The organism is Alteromonas lipotrueae, from assembly GCF_019249255.1.
Classification (GTDB): domain Bacteria; phylum Pseudomonadota; class Gammaproteobacteria; order Enterobacterales; family Alteromonadaceae; genus Alteromonas; species Alteromonas lipotrueae.
The window spans coordinates 1-26,362 of the sequence record NZ_JAESDJ010000014.1 but is presented as its reverse complement, the minus strand read 5'-3'; the positions used below and the strand labels follow the sequence as shown (position 1 = coordinate 26,362).

General features: G+C 44.3%; 20 protein-coding genes. 10 read left to right on the top strand and 10 right to left on the bottom strand.

What is annotated here, in order from left to right; translation table 11 throughout:
* Positions 1-7: 7 nt before the first annotated feature.
* From KYS23_RS16520 to KYS23_RS16510, 3 genes are all read left to right on the top strand, one after another.
* A complete protein-coding gene (locus KYS23_RS16520; RefSeq protein ID WP_159533509.1) occupies positions 8-1,369 on the top strand; it encodes a cytochrome ubiquinol oxidase subunit I in 1,362 nt (453 codons plus the stop codon).
* A gap of 9 nt (positions 1,370-1,378) precedes the next feature.
* Complete coding sequence (locus tag KYS23_RS16515) at positions 1,379-2,389, top strand: cytochrome d ubiquinol oxidase subunit II (protein WP_159533511.1); 1,011 nt, start codon at positions 1,379-1,381, stop codon at positions 2,387-2,389.
* A 262-nt stretch (positions 2,390-2,651) separates the two neighbouring features.
* Positions 2,652-2,816, top strand: a complete 165-nt coding sequence (locus tag KYS23_RS16510) for a hypothetical protein (protein ID WP_167347530.1) — start codon at positions 2,652-2,654, stop codon at positions 2,814-2,816.
* A 33-nt stretch (positions 2,817-2,849) separates the two neighbouring features.
* Here KYS23_RS16510 and KYS23_RS16505 read toward each other — a convergent pair whose 3' ends face one another.
* Both KYS23_RS16505 and KYS23_RS16500 read right to left on the bottom strand, forming a co-directional pair.
* A complete protein-coding gene (locus KYS23_RS16505; protein WP_159533513.1) occupies positions 2,850-4,445 on the bottom strand; it encodes a methyl-accepting chemotaxis protein in 1,596 nt (531 codons plus the stop codon).
* A 175-nt stretch (positions 4,446-4,620) separates the two neighbouring features.
* Positions 4,621-5,094: an Lrp/AsnC family transcriptional regulator gene (locus KYS23_RS16500; protein WP_159533515.1), complete on the bottom strand. Its 474-nt coding sequence runs from the start codon at positions 5,092-5,094 to the stop codon at positions 4,621-4,623.
* A gap of 120 nt (positions 5,095-5,214) precedes the next feature.
* On the opposite strand from KYS23_RS16500, the gene cysK reads away from it, so the two are divergent.
* Positions 5,215-6,171 carry a cysteine synthase A gene (gene cysK / locus KYS23_RS16495; RefSeq protein ID WP_218419436.1) on the top strand — a complete coding sequence of 319 codons (957 nt, stop codon included), beginning with the start codon at positions 5,215-5,217 and terminating at the stop codon, positions 6,169-6,171.
* Positions 6,172-6,212: 41 nt separating this feature from the next.
* On the opposite strand, the gene KYS23_RS16490 is transcribed toward cysK, so the two are convergent.
* The 7 genes from KYS23_RS16490 to prlC form a co-directional block, all read right to left on the bottom strand.
* Positions 6,213-6,980 carry a hypothetical protein gene (locus KYS23_RS16490; protein WP_159533519.1) on the bottom strand — a complete coding sequence of 256 codons (768 nt, stop codon included), beginning with the start codon at positions 6,978-6,980 and terminating at the stop codon, positions 6,213-6,215.
* Between the two features lie 136 nt (positions 6,981-7,116).
* Positions 7,117-7,326 (bottom strand): transcription antiterminator/RNA stability regulator CspE, encoded by a 210-nt coding sequence (gene cspE, locus KYS23_RS16485; protein ID WP_013786252.1) that lies wholly within the window; start codon positions 7,324-7,326, stop codon positions 7,117-7,119.
* Positions 7,327-7,607: 281 nt separating this feature from the next.
* Entirely contained in the window at positions 7,608-9,236 is a 1,629-nt protein-coding gene (gene ubiB, locus KYS23_RS16480; RefSeq protein WP_218419434.1) for a ubiquinone biosynthesis regulatory protein kinase UbiB, read from the bottom strand.
* 9 nt (positions 9,237-9,245) lie between these two features.
* Positions 9,246-9,881 (bottom strand): ubiquinone biosynthesis accessory factor UbiJ, encoded by a 636-nt coding sequence (locus KYS23_RS16475; RefSeq protein ID WP_159533523.1) that lies wholly within the window; start codon positions 9,879-9,881, stop codon positions 9,246-9,248.
* The gene (ubiE, locus tag KYS23_RS16470) at positions 9,881-10,666 is read right to left on the bottom strand and encodes a bifunctional demethylmenaquinone methyltransferase/2-methoxy-6-polyprenyl-1,4-benzoquinol methylase UbiE (protein WP_013786255.1); all 786 of its coding nucleotides are present in this window, start codon (positions 10,664-10,666) and stop codon (positions 9,881-9,883) included. Before ubiE ends, KYS23_RS16475 begins: the two co-directional genes overlap by 1 nt.
* A gap of 74 nt (positions 10,667-10,740) precedes the next feature.
* Positions 10,741-11,433 (bottom strand): DNA-3-methyladenine glycosylase I, encoded by a 693-nt coding sequence (locus tag KYS23_RS16465; protein WP_218397833.1) that lies wholly within the window; start codon positions 11,431-11,433, stop codon positions 10,741-10,743.
* Positions 11,434-11,453: 20 nt separating this feature from the next.
* Positions 11,454-13,490 (bottom strand): oligopeptidase A, encoded by a 2,037-nt coding sequence (gene prlC / locus KYS23_RS16460; protein ID WP_218397830.1) that lies wholly within the window; start codon positions 13,488-13,490, stop codon positions 11,454-11,456.
* 318 nt (positions 13,491-13,808) lie between these two features.
* On the opposite strand from prlC, the gene KYS23_RS16455 reads away from it, so the two are divergent.
* The 5 genes from KYS23_RS16455 (at position 13,809) to gorA (ending at position 19,862) form a co-directional block, all read left to right on the top strand.
* Positions 13,809-14,369, top strand: coding sequence for a response regulator (locus KYS23_RS16455; protein ID WP_159533529.1), 561 nt, complete (start codon positions 13,809-13,811; stop codon positions 14,367-14,369).
* 70 nt (positions 14,370-14,439) lie between these two features.
* Positions 14,440-15,279, top strand: coding sequence for a phosphate/phosphite/phosphonate ABC transporter substrate-binding protein (locus tag KYS23_RS16450; protein ID WP_246604459.1), 840 nt, complete (start codon positions 14,440-14,442; stop codon positions 15,277-15,279).
* Positions 15,276-16,976 carry a HAMP domain-containing sensor histidine kinase gene (locus KYS23_RS16445; protein WP_218419432.1) on the top strand — a complete coding sequence of 567 codons (1,701 nt, stop codon included), beginning with the start codon at positions 15,276-15,278 and terminating at the stop codon, positions 16,974-16,976. Before KYS23_RS16450 ends, KYS23_RS16445 begins: the two co-directional genes overlap by 4 nt.
* Positions 16,973-18,301 carry a response regulator c-di-GMP phosphodiesterase, NosR family gene (gene nosR / locus KYS23_RS16440; protein WP_159533533.1) on the top strand — a complete coding sequence of 443 codons (1,329 nt, stop codon included), beginning with the start codon at positions 16,973-16,975 and terminating at the stop codon, positions 18,299-18,301. Before KYS23_RS16445 ends, nosR begins: the two co-directional genes overlap by 4 nt.
* A 211-nt stretch (positions 18,302-18,512) precedes the next feature.
* A complete protein-coding gene (gorA, locus tag KYS23_RS16435; RefSeq protein WP_218419430.1) occupies positions 18,513-19,862 on the top strand; it encodes a glutathione-disulfide reductase in 1,350 nt (449 codons plus the stop codon).
* A 98-nt stretch (positions 19,863-19,960) separates the two neighbouring features.
* Here gorA and KYS23_RS16430 read toward each other — a convergent pair whose 3' ends face one another.
* Positions 19,961-22,123, bottom strand: coding sequence for a molybdopterin oxidoreductase family protein (locus KYS23_RS16430; protein WP_246604465.1), 2,163 nt, complete (start codon positions 22,121-22,123; stop codon positions 19,961-19,963).
* Positions 22,124-22,471: 348 nt separating this feature from the next.
* On the opposite strand from KYS23_RS16430, the gene KYS23_RS16425 reads away from it, so the two are divergent.
* Positions 22,472-25,807 carry an amidohydrolase family protein gene (locus KYS23_RS16425; protein WP_218419428.1) on the top strand — a complete coding sequence of 1,112 codons (3,336 nt, stop codon included), beginning with the start codon at positions 22,472-22,474 and terminating at the stop codon, positions 25,805-25,807.
* The last annotated feature ends 555 nt before the right edge of the window (positions 25,808-26,362 follow it).

Here is a 26,362-nt window from a genome sequence, read left to right as displayed (position 1 = left end):
ACTATCTGTGGATGCGTTTTTGCTGTCTCGTTTACAATTTGCATTAAATATTAGTTTTCATATTCTGTTTCCAACTATCACCATGGCAATGGGATGGTTTCTTTTTTACTTCAAATTTCGCTCAAATGTAACCGGTCACCCTGTATGGATGCGTATGTACCGCTTCTGGGTGCGCGTATTCGCACTAAGTTTTGCTCTTGGTGTAGTGAGTGGCGTGACCATGTCTTTCCAATTTGGGACCAACTGGCCTGGCTTTATGGAGCGAGTGGGTAATGTGGCGGGCCCACTATTAGGTTACGAAGTCCTTACTGCGTTTTTCTTAGAAGCCACGTTCCTTGGTATTATGTTATTTGGTATTCGTCGGGTACCCAATTGGTTGCACACCCTTTCAACATTGATTGTGGCGGTGGGCACTACCATGTCAGCCTTTTGGATTTTGGCGCTTAACAGCTGGATGCAAACGCCTCAAGGGCATGAAATTATCGACGGGGTAGTGTATGCCGTAGACTGGAGCGAAATTATTTTTAACCCTTCGTTTCCCTATCGCTTTGTACACATGATGCTAGCCTCGGGTTTGACAGCCAGTTTCTTAATTGCCGGTTTATCTGCATATCGTATGCTGAAAGGTGATGACAAACTAGCGCCAAAGCTTGCCCTTAAAACCGCGACTTATACCGCAGCAGTGCTTATTCCTTTACAGATTTTTGCGGGTGATATGCATGGATTAAATACCCTTGAGCATCAGCCACAAAAAGTCGCCGCAATGGAAGGCTTATGGGATACCACTGAAGGCGCGCCCTTACTGCTGTTTGCTATTCCCGATGAAGAAAGCAGAGAAAATCACTTTGAAATACCAGTGCCCAACGGTGCAAGTTTAATTTTAACCCATAAAATGGATGGCAAAATTCAAGGCCTGAACGACTTTGAAGGCGAACATCCACCGGTAGCGCCTGTGTTCTTCGGGTTTCGGGTGATGGTAGGCATGGGCTTTTTAATGTTGGCGGTTTCGTGGCTTGGTAGTAGCTATTTACTTAGAGGAAAATCTTTCCCACTTTGGCTCAAGCGTGTATTCGCAGGCATGGCGTTTAGTGGTTGGATAGCGACCTTAGCGGGTTGGTATGTGACTGAAATAGGTAGACAGCCTTATCTCGTCAGTGGTGTTTTGCGCACCCAAGAAGCGGTAACAACGCTTCCTCCTTCTAATATCGCTTTCTCGTTCACCATGTACGCAACGATTTATACCATCTTGCTGTTCGCTTATATGGGTACACTCATGTTGATGTGTCGGCGCGCCGTTGAAATTGAAGAGATTTCTACAGAAGAGCGTGAAATGGCTAAAGCCAGCAAAATGTCGCCGGCCAATACTTAAGGAGCAGCTATGTTATTCGAAAATGTATCAGCAGAAACATTAGGGAATATTTACGTTGGCCTGCTTGGGCTAGCAGTATTGCTCTACGCTATTTTAGATGGCTACGATTTAGGGGTAGGTGTTTTAATACCGCCCCGAGAAGAAACGTTTCGTGACGATATGATTGCGTCTATTGGCCCCTACTGGGATGCCAATGAAACTTGGTTGGTATTGGCCGTTGGACTTTTGCTGATTGCCTTTCCCGAGGCACACAGTGAGGTGCTTCAAAGCTTATATATCCCTGCCACTATCATGTTACTGGGGCTCATTTTGCGTGGCGTCTCTTTCGATTTTAGGGCAAAGGTCGTTCAAGTACATAAACGTAAGTGGGACCTCACCTTTAAGTACGGTTCACTACTTACCACGCTGGCGCAAGGTTATATGCTAGGCATCTATGTAACCGGCTTGCGTACCGACATATGGGCACAAGGGTTTGCCTTATTGTCTGCTATTGGCGTAACGGCTGCGTATGCTTTTATTGGCTCTTGCTGGTTAATATTAAAAGCAGAGAACGACTTACAAGCCAAAGCCTATTATTGGGCGCGCAGAGGGTTGTTTGCGCTTTCTATAGGGATAGTCGCGGTAAGCCTAGCAAACTTAACCTTGCATGATGATGTGCGTGACTTGTGGTTATCATCCACTATTGGCTATGTATTGATGGCTATTCCTGTTGCCTGCTTTTTATTACTTAGCTTATGTGGCGTGTTATTGAAAAAGCTACCTGATGCGGGCGGGAAAGGCGAATGGATGCCTTTTGCCATAGCATTAACCGTGTTTGTACTTTGCTTCACCGCCTTCGGGGTAAGCTATTACCCGTTTGTCATACCAGGACATCTTACGGTGCAAGATGCACTCAGCGACGCTAACTCACTTCGCTTCTTATTAGTGGGTGTCGTTATTGTAGTACCTTGCATTCTGGCTTACACCGCAATGGTATACAAAATATTTTCAGGTAAATCAGAAAAGCTTAGCTACTATTAGCGCCTGTCTACCAGTTCACCCTTAAAAAAGATAATAGGCTCCTAACCACTTGGTTACGGAGCCTTTTTTTCACCCAGAACACATTAACTTCATAACTAAATTACTAGATCACTTTCTTTCCAATTTAGACCCCACCCATATGTAAACGAATAATTACACTAAAAATAAAATAAATTTTGTTATAAATTTCTTTTGTGACAGTGTTGACATAATTATTAAATATACGTATGCTTATTTTGGGCAGAATTAAAAGGAGACCATTATGAACAATGTAGTTAAATCATTTTCAAGGTTCTTCAGGCGTGCTCACCCCTATACAGTGGCTTACTATATAGGTCGGAAAAATGCTCAAAATATTTTAGGATGTAAGATCCAAAAGAAATCCAAGATTTTTGCTAGCAAGCAAACTGAAGAACAACAGCATTAGTAACGAAGGGCCCCTAACAGGGCCCTCCTTGCATTAGCCTATTTTAAATTGGTTCACATTAGCACTTAATCCATTTGCAAGTGCAGACAAATCTTCAGCCGCATCGTTTACCTGACTGTTGTTCTGAGACAGTCTATCTCCCAAATTTTTGAATTGATTAACACCATTTTTCGCTTCATTGGCCTGCAACTGTGAATGTTTCGCCAAGACGGCCGCTTCTTCACTAACACTTACTAACGCCAAAATGCTTTGCGTTCCTGCTTCAAGGGTTGATACCAAATCATTCGCTAACCTCACTGAGTCATTTGCCTTATTTTGGTTTGAGCTCATGGTGGATACCGCAGAGGTAATTGAAACCACAATTTTTTCTAGCATGGTGTTTATCTCGACCGTAGATTGGTGAGTTCTTACAGCTAAGGTCCTCACTTCATCAGCGACTACCGCGAAACCTCTTCCAGAGTCTCCAGCCCTTGCAGCTTCTATAGCGGCATTTAATGCCAGTAGGTTTGTCTGATCGGCAATGTCTGCAATGGTCTTTACTACACTTGAAACGTTGTTCCCTTCGACTTGAAGGGTTTCTAGCATACTCGCCGTTTGCTCAATATCGCTTGCTAAGTCAGCAATAGCGTCGGCGGTCTCTTTTACTTGCACACGACCTGCATCCACCTGTTTTGCGCTGTCCTGGGCTGCACTTGCTGCAGTTTGTGAACGCTGAAGGCTCTCCACCATATCAGCCTCTAATGAGTCCATGATGTTCACAAGGCCGGTAATATCGGTGAGCAAAGTCGCAACAGACGAACTTGACTGTTCAGATGATGCAGATAAAGAACTAACTGCACCCTCTATCCCAGAAACCGCCCCCTTTACTTCATTCATGCCCGCTTGAAAAACCGATACCAAGCCTTGAATACTGTTGGTCATTCGACAAAGCTCATGGGTGCTTTGTTCTGGCAGGCGCGCCACTAAATTTCTGCTTTTTGCTAAACTATCGAGCTTCTCAGCCATGCTTTCTATAGGCTGAGCAATTTGTTTTTTTGCGCTATAGAAACCTGCCATGGCAACAACAGCCAGAATGAGTACAAGAAAATAAATAGTGAATTGACTGGTTTGTAACTGACTTCCTATCGCCTGAGAACGCTCACCGGCTTTGCTTGCCACCTGATTTCTTACTTCAATTAATGCGTTATCAAAAACAGAGGCTAATTCATTAAGTGACTGCAAATCATCTCGGGCTCGATCCCAATCAACCCGCGATGCAGACATAGTTGCATGAAGTGAGTCCATACTAGAAACCAGCGAATTAAACTGGGATTTAAGGGTATCACCGGCCATATAGCCTAGTGCTTTGAATCCAGCATCAACGTGTTGCACTAATACTTGTTTTTGTTCTTTAAAGGCATTGCCCGATAACGTTGTGCCATAAAGTGAGTAACCAATTAACACGAGTTGCTTGCTATTACTTTGCACATTATCCAATGTACTTAACGCGGGTAAGGTTTCACTCACAAAGGTGTCGACCTGATGCGTCACCTGCTTATTATTAAGTGTTAATACCACGGCAGCAACTAGAGTAGCGAGTAATATTCCCGCGTAGCCCGTTAAAATTCGTACTTTTATAGTGTTCAACATTACATACTGCCTTCCGGGGAAAAAGTTAATTTGAAGCACCACTAAAAACAGCTTAAATCATAAATTAATAACTAACTGATAATAGTGTCTTTAGTACTGCATAAGTAACATAGACCCGATCTCCGCTCTTTTACTTTCGTAAATCAAAAACCATTGAAGCATTATTCGGACATTATTAAAGATGGGTAAGCGGAAGTGCAGTGGTATATTTAAGCTGTTCCATGGCAAAACTAGAGGTGACATCGTTGAGATCAATCCCATTAACTAGTCTTTTATAAAAATGATCGAACGCTGCCATATCGGTTACCAGGACTTTAAGCAGGTAATCATATTCACCAGACATGCGATAAAATTCAACCACTTCTTCAAATGACGAAGCATGCTTGGCGAAGTCTGTTAACCACTTTCCGTCGTGACGTGCGGCCTTAATTTGAACAAATACCGTCATTGCCAAGCCTAATTTGTGCGCCTGCAATAGCGCCACACGACGAGTGATAACGCCTTGAGCTTCAAGACGCTGTATACGTCGCCAGCAAGGCGTTGCCGTTAGCCCAACTTTCTCTGCTATGTCAGCGACTGGTACATCGGCATCTTGCTGAAGCAACAACAATATAGCTCTATCGACACCATCAAGAGTAATATTTTTCATATTTAACAACTAAGTTAGAATTATTTACTACATTCAGCTTATCAAAAGGGTAGGAATGAGTAAATTTCTCTTTTTCTAGCTGTCACTATTAAGTAAAACTGACTTGTAGAGATTTTTGAAATGCTTGATTACGCGAGAAATACCATGCCTGGTGTGGTTGACGATGTAACGCAAACCATTGGAAACACACCATTAATACGCTTGAGTAAATTTGCTGCACGCCATAACGTGTGTGCAACGCTTTTAGCCAAGGTGGAATTTTTTAATCCCGCTGGCTCGATAAAAGACAGGCCGGCAATGGCCATGCTTAACGCGCTAATGGAGAGTTCTGACTTTAATGAGAAAACTGAAATAATAGAGGCGTCGTCAGGAAACAACGGTGTGGCCTGTGCTTGGCTTTGCGCTATCAACGGTATTAAGCTGACGGTATGCATCCCAGAACACATGTCTATCGAGCGCCAGAAACTGATTCGCCACTATGGCGCCGATATAATCACTACGCCAAAGCACCTCGGAACGAAAGGGGCTATAGAGCAAGCTGCTGCACTTATCGATCAAAACCCGAATGCTGTGGGTCTGTCCCAATTTTCAAACCAAGCTAACCCTAACGCCCACGCCCAATCTACCGCTCAGGAACTGCTGCGCGATACTAATGGGAATATTGATATTGTGGTTGCGGGTGTGGGTACTGGTGGTACGCTAACTGGCTTAGCCACAAGCATGCGAGCTCATATTCCTCATTTGGAAGTAGTGGCTGTAGAACCAGCAAGTTGTCCGGTGTTAAGCAAAGGTCATGGTGGGGTGCACAATATTCAGGGGCTAAGTTCAGGCCATGTTCCTGATGTACTTGATGTAAGCCAAATTAATCAGGTAATTACGGTAGAAGACAACGAGGCCATAGCCTACGCCCAGCAGATCGCCAGGGCAGAAGGCTTAGCAGTAGGCATTTCTTCGGGAGCCGCTCTGTTTGCTGCCACTCAATTAGCCCAACAACCTAGTAGTAAGGGTAAAAACATTGTGGTCATTCTTGCCGACGGCGCTGAACGTTACTTTTCTACGCCACTATTCGCCGACTAACAGCGAATAGCGGTGTTGCCAGAGGTAATGCCACTTAAACGTTAACGCCACCATGGCTGACTAAAGTCGACATCTTCCGCCGCGATCACAAATTCATATGGCGGCTTGAAGGCCTCCCAAAAGCGCTCGGCCAAGGCTTCATCTACCACCTGGAATTTGCCTTTGCTCTCATATTCTTTCATTAGTGTTAAGTATGCTTCTACTGGCATTGAAGGGTTAGACTGCTCGAAAATCACTACCCCGCCATAGGTGTTATACAAGTGTTTTTCTATTTGCCAGCGCTCTACTTGCGTTGATGCAATCTCATCAATGCTGGTAATGTCTTCAGCGCTAGCACTTTCCTCTAACCCATTATCGTTTTGTTGAGCATCTTTCTTAGCAGCTACTTTCTGGTTGTTCTTCTCATATTCTGCCCCAAATTTTTGCTTAAAAATATCAACCAAGGCTGAGTCTACCTTGATATTGTGTGTGCTAGCGTAGTCGCTAAGCACGGCTTCTATAATCTGATTCGCTAGGTTAATAGCTCGCATCTGAGTAACAAGCTGTGTGACGTTATCTGGCGCTTGCTTTCGAATCTTCGAAATAGTGTCTTGGTCGGGAGTAATGTCAGCTAGGGTAATCGGTTCACCGAATAGCCTGGCAATAGCACTATTTTGTTTGCTATTAGTTTGTTTACTACTGGCGCTGCTGGCAGCTTGGGTGCCTTGGGAAGTATTTTGTATATTACTGGATGATTGCGCGAATGACGAAGAAGATATAAACGCGGTAAGTAGAATAAAAGCGAAAAAAACACTATTCATCCTTAACATTAGCAAATCCTTTCATTAAGTCTATTACTGCAACAGTAAAGCACTTAATAGCGGGAAAACCAACTATATTAACGAATGTAGTGTTTATAAAAGAAAGAAAAACGGCGGTCTTTTCAGACCGCCGTTTTTGAATTTCTTAGATGGCGTGCACGTTAGCAGCTTGAAGACCTTTTTGACCTTCTTCTACTTCAAATTCCACGCGCTGACCTTCTGGAAGAGTTTTGTAACCGTCAGAAACGATAGCACGGAAATGAACGAATACGTCCTTACCGCCGTTATCTTGAGTTAGAAAACCATAACCTTTATCAGCGTTAAACCACTTAACGGTGCCTGTAACTTTAGACATGTCGTATAGACCTCAAATATCATATTAAATTGCGCAATAAGCGCGTATAGCGAGTGTCTTTAATAGGCGGAGTTGGTCTTACTTACGAATGGGCAACAACTTACTACAAATCACAAGGTAACTTGAGCGGTTTTACATATAGCAAATAATTTCATATCTCGTCTATTTAAAGACTTTTGGCTTAAAGCCAAAGCAACTATAACACTCTTCGAACTGATTAATATACAATTTATTCACTAAAAAATGCATTTCATAAAAATTTCACCCCAGCGTAACAGTCGCTAACGGTTCTTACGCCACGCCAATACCCAACAGAGGGATCCTGCACAGGCAGAAAGTGCAGGGAAGCACCAGTTCAATTCATACATGGGTAAGATAGCCGACAACAAGATAAGGGTAGCGCCCGCTACGCCCCATTGAATGGATTGCGCGCTTCTTTTCTGCTGTTCTAATAGAGCGAGTTGAGCTCGTTGTTGTTGCAAAGGAAGCCGCTTAACTTGCTGTAAGCTGTCGTAAAGTAAATCCGGCATTTCAGGTAGCTTTTCAGACCAAAACGGCAGGTTTGCTTTTACCTTACCCAGCATGGCTTTTACGCCAATTTGCTCGCGCATCCAATTTTCTAAAAAGGGTTTTGCGGTTTTCCATAAATCTAATTGCGGATAAAGCTGACGCCCCAATCCTTCAATATAAAGCAGCGTTTTTTGCAGCAGAACTAGCTGAGGTTGCACCACCATATTAAACCGGCGGGCAGTATTAAATAACTGTAGTAGCACATTACCGAACGATATTTCAGCAAGGGGCTTTTGAAAGATGGGCTCGCATACCGTGCGTATCGCCATTTCGAACTCATCAATATTGGTGTCGTTTGGCACCCAACCAGAGTCGGCGTGAAGTTGCGCTACCTTGCGATAATCTCGGTTAAAAAACGCAATAAAATTTTCAGCCAAATAACGTTTATCTTCACGGTTTAACGTGCCCACAATGCCAAAATCGATTGCAATGTATTTGGGGTTTTCTGGATGCTCGGTAGAAACAAAAATATTACCGGGGTGCATATCAGCATGAAAGAAGCTGTCGCGGAATACTTGGGTAAAGAAGACCTCTACGCCTCGCTCTGCTAGCTTTTTCATATTGGTGTTTTGTGCCAGCAAGGCATCTATATTGGAAATAGGTAGCCCGTATATGCGCTCCATCACCATGACATTGCTGTGACAATAATCGCTGTATATTTTAGGTATATATAGTGAATCTGAGCCCTCAAAATTGCGCCCTAATTGAATACCACTTGCCGATTCACGAAGAAGATCTAATTCATCTACTATGGTTTTGCGATATTCCACCACCACTTCAACGGGGCGAAGACGTTTGCCATCTGGCAGCCATTTTTGCAGAACTGACGCTAAACTAAAAAGCAGCTCCATGTCTGCCACAATCGTTTCACGTATATCTGGGCGTAAAACCTTAACCACCACATCTTCATTATTCGCTTTTAATTTTGCAGCATGCACTTGCGCAATAGAGGCTGAAGCTAACGGCGCTTCATCAAACTCACTAAATAACTCAGATAAATGGGTTAGACCAAGGGAGGTTTTAATAATCTGTTGTGCCGCTTCTGACGAAAACGGAGGCACTTTGTCTTGCAGACGAGCAAGTTCATTAGCAATGGCAGGGTGGAGCAAATCTCTGCGTGTCGAGAGCATTTGGCCAAACTTGATAAAAACCGGGCCAAGGCTTTGTAGTGCAAGCGTAATGCGCTCACCGGCAGTCTTATCTTTGTGTTTATTGCGGATCCAAAAGATGCTGTGACGCATAAGGCGTGCGTACCATGGTAGCCATTTCGCAGGGATAAGGTCGTCTAGCCCATGCTCTAACAACACCTTATTAATCTTATACAACCTAACAATGCGCATGCTTGTCTCTTAAATTGATTTTTGTTCTAGCTGAAGTAAGCGGGCGTCTAATCGCGCTACATCGTCACGTAGTGCGTTCACTTCATCACTAAAATGTAATACCGCTAATTTGGGCGCTGCTATTTGCTTTTCTTCTATCAAGGCATTGCTAGCGACTTTATTAAACTCTGACAGGGCACCCGTCGCTTTGCGCTTAACAGCACTAAACCAGCTCATCGCTTGATGGGCTACCACATCGTTGGTTTTAGCAGCCAGCAGCTCTTCTACATCAATATCTAGCTGCTGAAATAAGCCGCTAACCTGCTGAGCCACAGCAAGTTCACCCTCAACCTGCAATTTGTTTTGCTGAATAAGTCGGGTTAGCTGATTGATGTGCTTAAGTTCAGGCAGGGTATCTAAGGATGTTTTAATACAGCAGTCTTTATGATTTAGCGTAGCGACTGTGTCTTGAAACGGCTCATGTAAGGCCAGTACATCTACCTGCTCAGAAAATACAAGCACTACAGCAAAAGGTAAGGGGTCTACATAAGCAATAAGTCGCGCGCCTTTCAGCGAGGCCATTCTGGCAACGCTGTCTGGATCTAACGCTAAAATTTTATTCGCTGCCGTTTCAATAACGGCACTTACCAATGCTGACGTTGGCATTAAAACTTATAGCCTCGGTGCAGTGCTACAATTCCACCAGTTAAGTTCTGGTAATCACACTGGTCAAATCCAGCGGTTTCGAACATACCTTTCAAGGTCTCTTGATCAGGATGCATACGAATACTTTCTGCCAAGTATTGATAACTCTCGGCATCGTTGGCCACTAACTGCCCCATTTTAGGCAATATATGGAACGAATACGTGTCGTAAAGTTTGCTTAATTGCTCTGACGTTGGCTTAGAAAATTCCAATACCAAGAGCCGACCACCCGGCTTTAACACTCGGTAAATTGAATTAAGTGCATTTTGCTTTTCGGTCACGTTTCTTAGACCAAAAGCCATGGTAACCACGTCGAAGTGGTTGTCAGGGAAAGGTAACGCCTCAGCGTCTGCTTGAACGTAATCGATATTGCTAACTAGTCCGCGATCTCTTAGTTTATCGCGGCCAACTTTTAGCATCGATAAGTTAATGTCGGCCAACGTTACGTTGCCCGTAGGGCCAACAAGACGAGAAAATTTTGCGGTTAAATCGCCAGTACCACCAGCGATATCAAGCACTTTTTGCCCTGCACGCACACCTGAACAATCGATGGCAAAGCGCTTCCATAAACGGTGCACACCCATCGACATTAAATCGTTCATGACATCGTATTTAGCGGCAACAGAATCGAATACATTGGCTACTAACGACGCTTTTTGGTTTTTCTCAACCTGCTTAAAGCCGAAATGAGTAGTAGGTGCATCCGATGCCTCGGTGGGCGATGTGTTGTTATGGTTGTCGCTCATGGCATTCCTGCAATAGTGATTCATAGTAAAGGCTGAAGTGTATCGGATTGTAGCGCCCAGCAACAGTATTTACCTTATGCTAAATACTGGTTTGTGCCCCAACTGAACGCAATAATAACGCTTATTTCTTGTAACGTGCGGCCACTTTCTTGATGCCACTGTGCAAAAGCCGCATTCGCAGCGGTTAAGCTTTTCTTGCTAGTGAGGCCACCATCAATGATATCGTGCTTTCTTAAGTAGTCTTCAACATCGCGTGAGAACAAGAAGGTATCTACGCCTAACGCACGCAGCATGTAGGGCCCCGTGTTCCCACCAAGTCTCGACCCACGTTTCTTTAACGTGGTCCATAAATCGGTAATATTACTGGCGTCGAATTTAGCCACAAACTGACCGAAGCCGCCGTGTTCACGGCTAATATCTTTAATGAACATGGCGTTGTCGCGAACGGTCATTACTTTTTTGTAATTACGCACAATGCGCTTATCAGATGCTTTTTGCTCTAACATCTCATCAGGCATCAGCAGCACTTTTTCGATATCAAAACCAAAGAACACGGTTTCAAACTCAGGCCACTTTTTCTCGATTACGCGCCAAACAAAGCCTGACTGAAACACTTGCTTCGTCATGGCTGCTAAGAAACGATCGTCCGGTATTTTGGCAACGTGCTCAGAGGAAAGCGGCGCTGAAAGCATGCTTTCAAGCGCCTTTTCACCACCTTTTCGCTTGCATGCCCGCTGGTAAATGGTGGAGAAAGATTCTATTCCCATGATTATTACCCTAATACTAATTAGCCACGAATGCCGCTATGGCGAAGTAAGGCATCTACGTTTGGCTCCCTGCCTCTGAAGGCAACGAATAAGTCCATAGGCGCACGGCTTCCGCCCATTTCAAGTATATTTTCCAAAAATGCTTTACCCGTATCTCGGTTAAAAATACCATCTTCTTCAAATTTACTGTAAGCATCGGCAGATAACACTTCTGCCCATTTGTAGCTGTAATACCCTGCTGCATAACCACCAGCAAAAATGTGCCCAAAGCTATGCTGAAAACGGTTAAATGCTGGAGGTGTATTAACGGCAACTTCATCGCGCACGCTATTAAGAATGGCTTGAACATCAACCTTGTCGCCAGACTCGCTATGCAATAAGAAATCAAACAAACTGAATTCCAGCTGACGCACCATTTGCATAGCGGCTTGGTAATCTCTGGCCGCTAACATTCTGTCAAGTAAATCAGCGGGTAAGGGGGCCCCCGTCTCGAAGTGACCCGAGATAAAGTTAAGTGCGTCTTCTTCCCAGCACCAGTTTTCTAAAAACTGACTTGGTAGCTCTACGGCATCCCACGGCACACCGTTAATTCCAGATACACCAGCCACCGACATTTTAGTTAGCATGTGGTGTATGCCGTGTCCGAATTCATGGAAAAGAGTAACCACTTCATCGTGCGTGAATAAGGCAGGCTTATCCCCTACTGGTGCGTTAAAGTTACAAGTGAGATACGCCACAGGTAACTGTAATTCGCCGTCTAACTTTTCGCGGCGAACACGGCACTCGTCCATCCACGCACCACCTCGCTTTTTAGCGCGAGCGTATAAGTCTAGGTAAAAGCTACCACGCAGGGCATCTGCACTATCGGTAATAGTGAAGTAGCGTACATCTTTATGCCATGTATCAATACCTGGCTGTTCAATGATTTTAAGGCCATACAATCTATGCACCACTTCGAACAAACCCGACAATACTTTGTCTTCAGGGAAATACGGACGCAGCATTTCATCTGAAATGGTGTACTTTTCCTGTTTCAGCTTCTCGCTGTAGTAAGGTAAGTCCCACGCGTTAAGCTCTGTTACCCCGTGGGTATCTTTCGCATAGGCACGCACTTCTTCTAACTCTTTTTCAGCCTGTGGCTTCGATTTAGCAGCTAAATCACGTAAAAAGCCGGTAACTTGACCAGTCGACTCAGCCATTTTGGTGGCAAGAGAACGTTCAGAATAACTGCTAAAACCGAGTAATTGTGCAATTTCACTGCGAAGAGCCAGTGTTTGTTGAATAATGTCGGTGTTGTCCCACTTACCCGCATTGGGGCCTTGATCTGACGCCTTCGTGGCATAAGCGCGATACATTTCTTCTCGTAACGCTGCATTGTCTGCATACAGCATAACAGGTAAGTAAGAAGGAATATCTAATGTAAATAGCCAGCCTTGTAAGTCTTTTTGATGTGCCGCTTGTGCAGCTGCATCGCGGGCTGATTCTGGCATACCAGAGAGGATGGCTTCGTCAGTGACATGTTTGCTCCACCCCATAGTCGCGTCCATCACATTGTTTGAAAATGTGGATGATAACTCGCTTAGCTTCGCTTGAATGTCTGCATAGCGTTTCTTTTCCCCGCTAGGCAGTGCCACCCCACTTAAAGTGAAATCGCGAATAGCATTATCAATAACTTTTTGACGCTGCTCATCAAGGTTGGCATATTCGTCTGACGCTTTAATCGCCACATAAGCGTTATATAGGCCTTCGTGCTGACCTACCCAAGTGCCATATTCTGAAAGCAAAGGTAAGCAAGCATCATGCGCTTCTCTCAGTTCGTCGCTACTCACCACTGAATTCATGTGAGAAACCGGTGACCACATCTTACTTAAATTGTCGTCTACCTCTTCTAAGCGCAGTACTAAGTTCGCATAAGAGTAATCTTTAGATGCAACCACCTCATCAATTTCAAGCTTGCATTTAGCTATCGCTTTTTCGATGGCGGGCTTTATCTGTGCGGGCTTAATGGATGAAAACAAAGGTAAACCATCTACCAATTCAATTGCTGGGGTCGTCATAATCCGTCTACTCTTTTCAGTTCGTATAGCAAGTTATGTTGGGGTTAATTGCAATAAAAACAAGCGCTGTAATTGTTCAACACAACAGTGATTTTTCTAGGTTCTATACTAGGATTACTGTAAACGGTAAGCGTGCAGATCAAATTTTGACTAATTTTTTCTTTTTAACCGCGTGGTGTGAATCATGTAACTCATTAATTTGGCGACTAAAAACGAGAAAAAAGAGTGTCACAAATGTCACATTCACTACTTTTGTCTAAATTGTGAACAATCCTATTCAGTGCTATAACGTTACAAGTTGGCAATAGGAATTGAACAATGAAGACATTAACATCAGGCGAGATCGCAACTTATTGTGATGTAAACCTTCGAACTGTGATCCGCTGGATAGAAAGCGGAAAACTTAAAGGGTTTAAGCTGCCAGGTCGTGGCAATAATCGCGTGCTAGTATCAGACTTCGTTTCCTTTCTTGAACATCATAACATTCCTATTCCTGATGACCTCCAAAGTGAGATTTCACCTTCCATTCTCATTGTCGATGATGAAATGCCGGTGGCAAAGTCGATTCAACGCGTGGCACGCCGGGGGGGATTCGAAAGCCATATTGCTACGGGTGGTTTTCAAGCTGGCATTATGTTGAGCCAGTATAATTCAAAGTTGATGACTCTCGATTTGAGTATGCCTGGCATGGATGGCTACAGCGTTATCCAGTTTGTTCGAGAGCAACCTAAATACAAAAACTTAAAAATTCTTGTCATTTCTGCTCTTGACGACATTAGTCTTGAGCGGGCAATAGACCTTGGCGCAAATGCAGCGCTTTCCAAACCATTCGCGAATGGCGAACTTATTGAAACTATCGAAAAGTTTATGTTTGAGTAAGTTCATAGTAAGTAGCTGTGGCCAATGTTTTTAATATGGTCTTTTTAACTGGGTCGGTTTGAGGTGAATCATGGTGGAAAAATCAGTTTTTCAATCTGCACGACATATGTTTGTTTTTTTAGCGCTCGCATTGTTCGCCGCTCATGGTGCATGCAATACGTTAACGCTTGGCATAGTGCCTCAACAGTCTGCGAAGAAGCTCGCTGAAACGTGGCAGCCACTTATTAACTATATCTCTGCGCACTCAGACATTAATGTGGTGTTTAAAACAGCCAAAGATATTCCGACCTTCGAACAAAGACTGGCTGAGGGTGAATATGACGTTGCTTACATGAACCCATACCACTTTGTGGTATTTCATGACACGGTTGGCTATCGCGCGTTGGCTCGTCAAAAAGATAAGCGAATTAAAGGCATTATTGTTGTGAATGCGAACAGCGATATTATGTCACTTGATGATCTGGACAGTAAGGACATAGCCTTTCCCTCTCCTGCTGCATTCGCTGCCACCATTATCCCTAGTGCATATTTGAGACAACAAGATATTCTCTTTACACCGCGCTATGTGCATTCTCATGACTCGGTGTACCTCAATGTGCAACGAGGCTTTTTTGACGCCGGCGGCGGCATAATAAGAACCTTCAATAACACTGATGACAGTACTCAAAATGCCCTTCGTATTTTATGGGAAAGTGATGGGTACACCCCTCATGCTGTAGCCACCCACCCTCGGGTTACCGAGGCGCAAAGAGACGCACTATTAAATGCATTGCTTACCCTGTCGAAGGACAAAGACAATCATCAGCTATTGAAAAATATTGGCTTTAAAGGATTTATGTCGTCAGCAGATGAAGATTGGGACGACGTACGGGCACTTGGCATCACCTCATTGGCTAGGCCACAATTGTGAAAAGGGATGCGTTGCTTACGCTATCGCTACGAACAAAAACCATTGTTGGGGTGGCGCTTATTGCTGCCATTTTGTTTTTAATTCTTATCACAACCGTATTTAAACTGCTAAATGACTTAGTCGACACCAGTGTTGATACGTCAGCCCAAACCACTACAAACCTATTTGTGTCCACAGCGAAAAATGCTTTTTTAAGCTACGACCTCGCTTCGCTAGAGGCAGATGCAACTGAAATGCTTTCAAACCCAAATATCAGTTATGTTCGGGTTCTCGATAACAACAACAATGTATATGTCGAAAAAGGTGAGCCAGAAGCTCTCAGTCACCCCTTTCAGCAAGACAGCGATGTAATGAGTGCAGTGGATGGTATTTACGATACCGCAGCTGATATTAAAGTTGGCGAAACCTTATTTGGCAGAGTAGAAATAGGCCTTGATGTTGATTCTATTAATCAGTCGGTAAAACGGGTACGTACTTGGACATTAACACTTGCCGCCATAGAACTAGGCCTCATTGCATTGTGCTCATATTTGCTTGGCTCGTACTTAATGTCGCAGTTAAAGCTGCTACGTGCAGGTACTAGGCATTTAGGGGCGGCAGTTAAAGATAAAAATTACCAGAATATCTCTGTAAAAGTGCGCGGCAAAGATGAACTCAGTGAGCTTGCTGAAGCCTTTAATCAATTGGTTGAGCTTTTAAAAGATGAGAATATTCATCGCGAGCGCGTTGAAGGTGAACTTAAAGAACTCAATAGCTTATTGGAGGTAAAAGTTAAACAACGTACCTCGTTGTTAAACCAGAAAAACTTCCAACTTGAAGAGGCAAATAAAGACTTAAAAGAAGCACAGGTTCAATTGTTACAAGCAGAGAAAATGGCATCGGTTGGCCAGTTGGCTGCGGGTGTAGCGCACGAAATCAATAACCCAATCGGGTTTGTAAATAGTAATATGCATACCCTCAGCGAATATGTATCCACCTATCAAATGATATTCCAACAGCTTAATGATGTGCTCTCAAAAGATACCGCTATCCATCAGGATGAAGCGATTAAACAGCTGCGCAACATTATACAGCAGCAAGACATGGAGTTTATCAACAGCGATATCTCTGAACTCATCACCGATTCGAAAGATGGTTTGATTCGGGTGGCCGAAATAGTTAAAGGGCTAAAACTGTTCTCTCGCGTAGACAGTGATGAAATGCAATCTTACAACCTAAATGATTGCGTTCGAACCACCCTAGCGATGGTGAACAACCAGCTGAAATACATATGTAGCGTAGAAACCCATTTAGGGTCGATTCCCCATACCATGATGAACATGGGTAAAATTTCCCAAGTGGTGACCAACCTTCTTATAAACGCTGGGCAAGCTATCGAAAGCACTGGTGTGCAGGGTGCGATTACGATTACGACGCGAGAAGTAGATGGCTACATTGAGCTTAGCATTCAAGACACTGGCTGCGGTATTCAATCGAGTCACTTAGATAAATTGTTTAACCCGTTTTTCACTACCAAACCAGAAGGGCAAGGTACCGGGCTTGGGCTTTCTATTTCTTTCGGCATTGCTCAAGAGCACGGCGGCACCCTTCATGCTTCAAGTAAAGATGGGGAAGGAAGCTGTTTCACACTATGCCTACCAATACATAACCCGTTAGACGACAACGCCGAAGATTCTTTTCAGGACGATTCACTATGAATGATACCACTGACCAAAACGCAGACGTGTACACTGTTTTATTTGTCGACGATGAACCTAATATTCTTCGCGCCATTAAGCGCGCGCTTTTTTCTTTAAAAGTCAATTTATTGCTGGCTGACAGTGGCGCAAAAGCATTGGAGATCATGAAAGAAAATGATGTTCACGTGATCATTTCAGATATGAAAATGCCACAGATGTCTGGTGCTGAATTACTTCAACAAGTTGCAGAGTTGTACCCTGAAAGTTATCGGTTGGTGCTAACCGGTTATGCCGATATCGAATCTACCATCAAAGCGGTTAACGAAGGAAAAATTCATCGTTACTTGCAAAAACCTTGGGACAACAAAGAGCTTATATCTGCCATTGAAGACGGGTTAGAGCGGGTAAAATTAAAAAATGAAAATGCCCGTTTGCAAAAATTAACACGGTTACAAAACCGTAAATTAAAAGAAGTTAATACGTCGCTTGAGCAAATGGTACATAAGCGTACTCGCCAAATTAAAGCTGCCCTGAACAAGATTGAAAAACATAATCTTGCAATGGAACAAGTACTGTTCAACGTTATCAGTATAAACCCGAACATAGATGGAAAATTTGCCATTGAAGTGAGCGAACTTGCCGCTAAATTAGCGAAGTACCTTCAACTTTCTCCTGAAGAAGTTAAACGCGTTAGCTATGCGGGTTTAATCTGTGAGCTGGGCCTGTTGGGGCTAAGTACAGATGATTTTCAAGCGCCGTTTGCGAAGCTGAAGTATCAGCAGCAACAGAACTACTTGGATCAAACCAAAAAAGCTGCACTAATGCTTGCTCCCGCAATGGAGTTACAACCTGTATCAGACATGATTGAATTTCAATTCGAGCATTATAACGGTGCTGGCCCACGTAATGTGGTGGCGAAAGAAATTCCCATAGGTGCCCGTATAGTCTCAATAGCCAGAGACTACTGGCGTTTAGTCACCGGCCGAATGAGTGGTGAAGAGATGACACCACGAGATGCAAAAGCGGAAATGAAAAAGCATACCAACACACGGTATGATGGTGAAATTTTGTCGTTCTTACTTGCAGATGAAAATGTGAGCACGTCAAAATACATTTACAACACCATGAAAGCATCACAGCTAAAAGCAGGCATGGTGTTAGCCAAGAATTTATACAATGATAGCCATATTCTTATACTGCCTGAAGGGCATATCTTCACTGACGCCACTATTCAAAAGCTGACTCAATTTGAACAAGAACGTCGACGAGAGTTCAGCATTTTGATTGAGCCAGATACGCCATTAAATGAAAGCGAAGAAGGTGCTACACCTCAAGACGCGTGATCTTAAGTGTATCTGTGGCAGTACCCATAACACTGGAACAAAGAAGCACTAATGCAATTAGTGCTTCTTTTTTTTTACAAATGATGCCTACGATAATGAAATCTTCTACCTTGTGCCTCGGTCCCTTAAACGCGTATACAGTGTGTATTCCTTCAATTTCGTGTCACAATAAATGACAATTTTAGGCCTAACGGATAATAAGGCGGTTAACATGAAACATTTTGATTATATCTGCATAGGCGGCGGTAGTGGCGGCATTGCGTCTGCAAACCGCGCCGCCAAGCATGGCAAAAAAGCAGCTATTATTGAAGCTAAAGACATTGGCGGCACATGCGTTAACGTAGGCTGTGTGCCTAAAAAAGCCATGTGGTACGGCGCACAAGTTGCCGAAGCTATTCACCGCTACGCACCAGAATATGGTTTTGATATAACAGTAAACCACTTCAGTTGGGATAGCCTAATTGCCAGCCGCCAAGCCTATATCGAACGTATTCATGCATCGTATGACCGCTCGCTCAGTGCTAACGACGTCACCCTTATTCGTGGTTTCGCTAAGTTTGTTGATAACAATACTATTGAAGTCGATGGCGAAACCTATACCGCTGATCACATTACTATTGCCACTGGTGGTCGCCCTGTCATACCTGATATTCCAGGTGCACAGCACGGTATTAACTCTGATGGCTTCTTTGCGCTAAAAGAACAACCTAAAAAAGCCGTTGTAGTGGGTGCAGGTTACATTGGTGTTGAACTCGCTGGCGTATTGCATAGTTTGGGGACAGAGACCCATTTAGTGGTGCGTAAACATGCTCCACTACGTCACTTCGACCCTATCATCCATGAAACCCTAGTTGATATGATCCACGCTGAAGGCTGCACATTACACAACCACGCCAGCGTTGAAAAAGTAGAGCGCGGTGAAGGTAAGCACCTTTCAATTCATCTAACTAATGGTGAAGTCCTTGAAGCAGACTGCCTAATTTGGGCCATTGGCCGCGAACCATCAACCGATGTGATAGCGATTGAAAACACCGGTGTAGAGCTTGCCGAAAACGGCACCGTGAAAGTAGATAAATACCAAAACACGACAGCTAAGAACATCTATGCTGTGGGTGACATTACTGGTGAAGCCGAATTGACGCCTGTGGCAGTAAAAGCAGGTCGCTTACTCAGCGAACGTTTATTCAACGGCCAAGAAGACGCGCACATGGATTACTCCATGATCCCCACCGTGGTGTTTAGCCACCCGCCTATTGGCACCATGGGCTTAACCGAACCAGAAGCGGTAGAACAGTACGGTGAAGACAATATTAAAGTGTATTCGTCGAGCTTTGCGTCTATGTACACCGCAGTAACCCGTCACCGCCAAATGACCAAAATGAAATTGGTGTGTGCAGGTGATGATGAAAAAGTGGTTGGCCTTCACGGTATAGGCCACGGTATGGATGAAATTCTACAAGGCTTTGCCGTCGCCATAAAAATGGGCGCGACCAAAGCCGATTTTGATGCATGTGTGGCCATTCACCCTACTAGTGCTGAAGAATACGTTACCATGACCTAGGTCGACTAACTGAGCTCAGGTTAACCAAGCTTAGTAAAAACGATAGCGTACTTATAAAATGTAAGGCGATAATCAATATGTTGATTATCGCCTTTCTTTTACATCCTCTCTAACGAAACCGGCACACCATTTAATACACCATTGCCCGACAAGGTATCTACCTGCATTTCGTCTGTCAGAATATTCGTATTCACGCCAGGGTACTGGCTAGCAACACCCAGCTTTATTCCCTTCTTATTATGGCCCCAACCATGCGGTATAGAGACCACGCCTGGCATAATAGAATTGGTAATTTCAACCTCTACGAATAATTCCCCCACTCTTGAAGTGACCTTAACGCTATCACCCTCTTGGACTTGGTATTTAGCAGCATCTTCAGGGTGCAATTGTAGGGTACATCGATTATTTCCCTTCACCATTCTAGGGCTATTGTGTAACCAAGAGTTGTTCGTTTTAATATGACGCCTGCCAATGAGTACCATTTGATTTTCCTTACGCTTCTGGTCAAAGAAATGCGTCTTTACTCGGGCAATATCTGGCATAAAGTAATCAAAATCTAAATTGATTTTTTTATCTTCATGAAAAATGGCGTCAGGTAGTGCACTCTGCAATGGCCCAAGGTCAATGCCATGTGGATGCGCTTTCAGCTTATCTAGCGACAAGTTATAGCCTTCCTTGCCAATGCCGTCTGTTTGTCCCTGAGCGTTAGCGTTTTTATTGCCGTTAGCGTTATCACTGGCACTGGAGTTTACGCGAGCATGTGCACCGTATTGGCCACTTTTTAATAAATCGTCTATCACACCTTTGGGCTGTTTTTGCCATAGTGTTTGATAGTGCGCGGTACTTTTGCCATTTAATTTATCTAGACGCTCTGCCAGCGATAGGTATATCTGCCAATCTGTTAATTGATCATCATCTATATCGACCACTGCCTCAGAATAGGTGGCGTAGTTTCTTACTGCGAAATTATGAAAAACCACATCATAGTGGTCCCGCTCTAACGGTGTAACGGGAGGTAATATAATATCTGCATGCCGAGAAGTTTCAGAAATGTAGAAGTCCACAGACACGATAAAATCGAGTTGTGAAAACGCACGTTCCAGCTGCTCGGTATTAGGCGTAGTCACCACTGGATTTCCAGCACCTATGACCATGGCTTTAATTTGGCCTTCACCAGGCGTTAATATTTCTTCTGCTAAACACGCCACAGGGTATTCCCCTGCAAAAGCGGGTAGACCCCTTACCCGTGAACTATAGCCTGATATGCTGCCCCTGCTTGATACCGGTAAAATATCGGCTGCAGGCTGGGTAAACATCATCCCCCCTTGCCTATCTAAGTTTCCGGTCAACATGTTAAACAGCATGATGAGATATTGAGTGAGTGTGCCAAATGCTTGCACACTCGCGCCCATGCGTCCGTAACATACAGCCGATTCAGCTTCGCAAAAATCGGTAACCAATTTGATTACCTGTGACGCTTCAATGCCCGTTAATTCGCTTACAGTGTCGGGAGAAAAGTCTTTTACATAACCTTCAACTTCAAGCAATTCTTCGGCGTAAGGTAAGAGCGCCTCGGCATTGTGAAATTGCTTTTCAAATACTACATGTAACATAGCAAGTAATAGCAATACGTCGCTGCCGGGGCGAATAAAGTGATGCTCGCAGCTTAAATCAGCAGTGTCTGTTCGTTTAGGGTCGATGACCACTATTTTACCACCCCGTTTTTGCACGCCTTTTAAGCGATTTTTAACGTTGGGCACAGTCATGATGCTGCCATTGGAAGCAAGTGGATTTCCACCGATAATCACAAAGTGTTGGGTGTGATCGATATCTGGAATAGGAATTTGTGACATATGCCCAAACAGCCTTCGGCTAACAATATGATGAGGGAGCTGATCCACCGAGGTGGCAGAGTATCTATTGTGTGACTCAAGGGCGCGATAAAAATAAGGGCCGAACAAAATAGCCCCCATGTTGTGGGCATTCGGATTACCTAGATAGACACCAACCGCATCTTTGCCATGTTGGGACTGAATATGGTGTAGTTTTTCAGCAACGTAGCCAAAGGCCTCACTCCACGGTATTTCTTGCCACTCGTCGCCTACCTTTTTTACCGGTCGTTTTAACCTGTCAGGATCATCATATAAATCTTTCAGCGCACTGGCTTTGGGGCATACGTGGCCGGCACTAAAAGGATTATCTTTATCGCCCTTAATGGATAGTATGCGTTTACCCTGTGTGGCAACTTCAATGCCGCACATAGCTTCGCACAGCGTACAGGTTGAATAATGGAGTTTCTGCTCTGAAATGACCACATCTTGCTTTGAATTAACCACGAATAGCACCTACATCAAACATTGTTAACAGCTTGTTGCAAAATTAGCGTTTATCCACTTAATAGACAAGCATCATCGTGAGTGATGGATAAATAGACGGGTGGGTGGTAAAACTGTAATTTGGTCGTTAGATTTATGCGTAAAATCTCATAAGTTAGGTAGCACCCCACCATTTTAGGTTAAGGTTAACGACAAATTTACAAATAGATGAGACGCTCACGGGCATACTCATCAATAGACAGAAAACGCATTTCAAGCAATTGGAAACACATTATGATAAAAACAACAAAAAGCTTTTTAGCCGCCACACTTGTCAGCGCCTTAGGCTTAAGTACCACGTACTCTACGCATGCAGCTGACGACATCAAAAAAGAAGCAACGATTAATGAAGAAAAGTGGGATGTAAGTAACCCGCCATTTGCACTTAATGAAGTCACTATCAATACCACCGAAACCACTTGGTCTAGCTTGGATATAGCCCCGAATGGCAAGTATATGGTGTTCGATATGCTAGGTGATATTTATAAAGTGAATATTGAAGGCGGCGATGCCACACCTATCACGCAAGATTTCGCATGGAACATACACCCAAGTATTTCACAGGACGGTTCAAAGATTGCGTTTATTTCTGACCGCGATGGCATTAATAATCTTTGGATAATGGACAGCAATGGCGAAAATCTGCGCCAAGTGACCAAAGAAAAGAACAACCTTATTCACTCTCCTAAATGGAGCCCAGATGGTGAATACTTGCTGGTATCGAAAGGCATTATGTCTAGCCGCAGTATACCTGCAGGTGAAATTTGGATGTACCACAATACCGGTGGTGACGGCTTGCAAATTAAAGCCCGTAATCATGGTAAAAAGGACCAGCAAAACATAGCTGACCCTGTTTTTTCTCACGACGGTAAATATATTTACTTCACAGAGAACACAGTGCCTGGGAGTCGTTTCGACTATAACCGCGACCCATTAGGTGGCATATTCGCCATCACCCGCTTTGACCGTGAGAACGGCGACGAAAGCCGTTATATTAGTGGCACCGGCGGTGCAGTGGTACCTACGCCATCACCGGATGGTAAATACGTTGCGTTTGTTCGCCGGGTAAAAGAAAAAACCGCTCTGTTTTTAAAAGACATTAGAACCGGTGAAGAAACACCGCTTACCACAGAACTTGAACGTGACATGCAAGAAGGCTTTGGTTCTGAAGGTTACTTCGCCTACTTCGACTGGATGCCAGATTCATCAGCCATTGTGTATTGGACTGGTGGTACTTTCCATAGCATCAATATTGACGATAAGACTATCTCTGATATTAACATTAACGTAGAAGCTACCCTTCAATATGCGGATGCACTGCGCTTTGATGTAAATGTGGCACCGGATGAATTTGATGTAAACATGATTCGCTGGTCGCAAATGTCACCTGACGGTAAGACACTCTTGTTTCAAGCATTAGGTAAGCTTTACGTTAAAGACGTAAAGTCGGGCAAGATGAAACGCCTGACTAAGCAAAATGCCCATGGCGAATATTACCCGCGTTTTTCTAACGACGGCAAAGCCATTGTTTACACCACGTGGAATGATGATGAATTAGGATCAGTACGCATTGTTTCGGCCCGCGGCGGTAAAGGTAAAGTGATTACTAAGCAACCTGGCCATTATATAGAACCATCGTTCTCAAGTGATCGTGAAAAGGTGGTGTACCGCAAGTTTACTGGCGGCTATTTACTCGACCCTAAATACTCAGTGGACCCTGGTATTTATGTAGCAGACCTTGATAGAAAAACCGAAAAGAAAGTGTCTGATGGGGGTATTAACCCACACTTTGCAGGCGACAATTCACGAGTGTATTTCACTGAATCGGTAGGCGGCACGCCGTATCGAGAAACACAACTTTCAAGTGTTAACTTGCAAGGCAATGACAAACGAACTCATTTATACGGAGCTGATGACGTAAGTGAGTACAAACTTTCACATGACAAAAAATGGGTGGCGTTTGTTTACCAATTCAAAACCTTCGTTACCCCGTTTGTGGAAAATGGTAAGAAAGTGACCATTGGCCCCAACATGACTTCACTTCCGATTACTCAGCTTTCATCTAAAGCTGGTGAGTACTTAACATGGTCGCCGGATAACGAAACGGTGAGCTGGTTTAATGGCCCCACTTTCTACAGTCGCTCGCTTAAAGAAGCTTTTGCGTTTGTAGATGGCGCGCCAGAAACCCTGCCCGACCCTGTAGCCGATGGTATTAATTTATCGTTCACTACCGAAGCCGATAAACCAAGCGGTTACAAAGCCTTAATTGGTGGAAAGGTCGTGACCATGCGTGATGCCGACAACACCCAAGAAGTGATTGAAGACGGCGTTATTATCATTAAAGATAATCGTATTGAAGCTGTGGGCAAGCGCGGAGATATTGCTATTCCTGAAGGTGCTATGCAAATAGATGCCAGTGGCAAAACCATTATACCTGGGTTGGTTGATACTCATGCTCATGGTGCACAAGGCAGGAATGAGATTATTCCAGATAAAAACTGGAGCCAATACTCGAATGTGGCCTTTGGTGTTACCACCATTCATGACCCATCAAACGATACCACAGAGATTTTTGCCGCCTCTGAGCTTCAGCGTAAAGGCTACATAGTGGCACCGCGTATTTACTCTACCGGTACTATTTTGTACGGCGCAGAAGGCCTAGGCTACAAAGCCATCATCAATAACTATGAAGATGCGTACTTCCACGTAGAACGCTTAAAAGAAAGCGGCGCAATTTCGGTGAAAAGCTACAACCAACCACGTCGGGATCAACGCCAACAAGTGTTATGGGCGTCGAAAAATCAAGACATGATGGTAGTCCCCGAGGGTGGCGGTAAGTTTCAGCAAAACCTAACCATGTTGGTCGATGGCCATACAGGGCTAGAACACAGCTTGCCTATTGAGCGCGGTTATAGTGATGTAACCCAGCTATGGAAAGCCACCGAGTTTGGTTACACACCTACATTTGTGGTTTCTTACGGCGGCATGATGGGTGAAGAGTATTGGTACGACCGTACAGAAGTATGGAAGAACCCACGCTTACTTCGCTACACACCTGCCACCATGTTGCATAGCCGCTCTATAAGACGCCCTACCGCGCCCGATAACCAGTACAACCACCAAAACGTTGCCAGCTACGCCAAAGAGCTTCGAGATAATGGGGTTAGTGTACATATTGGCGCTCATGGCCAACGTGAAGGCTTAGCCGCCCACTGGGAACTGTGGATAATGCAACAAGGCGGTTTCACCGCATGGGAAGCATTACGCGGCGGTACTATCGATGGCGCAAAACACCTAGGTATGGGTAACGACATCGGCAGTATTGAAAAAGGTAAATTGGCTGACTTAGTCGTGATTGACGGCGATGTATTAGCAGACTTACGCCGCAGTGAATATGTAGAATTTACCGTACTTAACGGCCGTGTATACGAAGCCGCCACCATGAACGAAGTAGGCAGTAAAACCAAGCGCTCCCCTTTCTTCTTTGAAGAAAACAACGCCACCTTTATGCCAAGAACTACCGCGGAAGCGATTGACGCGAAAGCACATCACTTCCATTGGAAACACTAATAATCTAGTAAGTTACTAGCACTTATCAAGCCGGCGTAAATCGCCGGCTTTTTTATGCTTACTGATTCACCTTATGTCCCACATTTCCCTCAAGCCATCAGCAGATTTATCCAAGAGGGTAGGAAGCACCATGATAGACCTTCCACTGCACGAATGCGGTGGCAGATCGCCCATGGATGGGTTTGTTGAGAGCTAGGTCTGTATTAGAAGTGTGGCGCACACAATAAGCAGGCCCTCCCCTTCTAAAAAGTCTTCGATGGTCGGTGATGAGTATGGCTGGTGGGGCGATAGACTTACACTCCCCTCAAAGCCAACCACGGATTTAGCTCAGAGGGTAGGAAGCACCATGATAGACCTTCCACCGCATGGATGCGGTGGCAGAGCCCCATGGATAGGTTTGTTGGGAGCTAGGTCTGTATTAGAAGTGTGGGGCACACAATAAGCAGCCCCTCCCCTTCTAAAAAGTCTTCGATGGTCAGTGATGAGTATGGCTGGTGGGGCGATAGACTTACACTCCCCTCAAAGCCAACCACGGATTTAGCTCAGAGGGTAGGA